1 protein-coding gene is annotated in these 707 nt (G+C 71.7%); it reads left to right on the top strand.

Annotated elements, in window-relative coordinates:
• On the top strand, positions 1-705 hold a 705-nt coding region (locus tag ACWFR4_RS48730), incomplete at its 5' end, for a hypothetical protein (protein ID WP_453658413.1).
• Between the last annotated feature and the right edge of the window lie 2 nt (positions 706-707).

Below are 707 nucleotides of genomic sequence, written 5' to 3'. Positions count from 1 at the left end.
GAGCTGGACGACGAGGCGACGCGTGCTCTGCTCGCCACGGCGGACTACTCGATCCCGGACGAGGAGGGGCAACCGACCCTGCCCGGCGACGACGTCGAGTGGGCCGTGATCACCGGCGCCGTGGATGACGTCACCTCCGTGGAGGAGGACCTCCCCTGGCGGAAGGCGCGGTGGTTCGACCTCGGCACCACCCAGAGGGTCCTGGACCAGGACGACGAGTCGCTGCGTGAGGAGAGGCGCGCGTTCAGCCTGTGGGTGACCCGGCGCGGCCAGTGGCTGTTGTCCACCACCTCGCAGTACGACAGCGAGCCGGACCAGTGGGTGAAGTGCACCTCCCAGCATGCCGCTCTCCTCATCTACCGGGCTCACTGGTCGCTGCTGGCGGGCGAGGACGAGCTGCCGCTGCTTGCCCGCGCCGCCCGCGCTGCCCGTGACCTCACGGACGTGCTCAGCTTCGAGGCGCCGGACCCCGGGTCGGACCCCGCCCGTCAGGCGGCAGCCTCCTGGGAGATGCGCGACGTCGCGACCGAGTACGAGCACGCCGCCCGCGTCATCGGCCCCCTCGTGCGCGAGACGGTCCAGCAGGAGATCCGCACCAGCCGACGGAACGCCGCCAAGACGGTGTACCTGGCGCACGACGGCAACGCCACGACGGCCGCGAGCGCCCTGGGCTACTCGCGCCGGACCCTGAACGACCTCCTCTAGGC

It is taken from the genome of Streptomyces sp. NPDC055140, from assembly GCF_053607285.1.
Note: the sequence above shows the minus strand (reverse complement) of the source record. Positions and strands in the feature narration are given on the sequence as shown.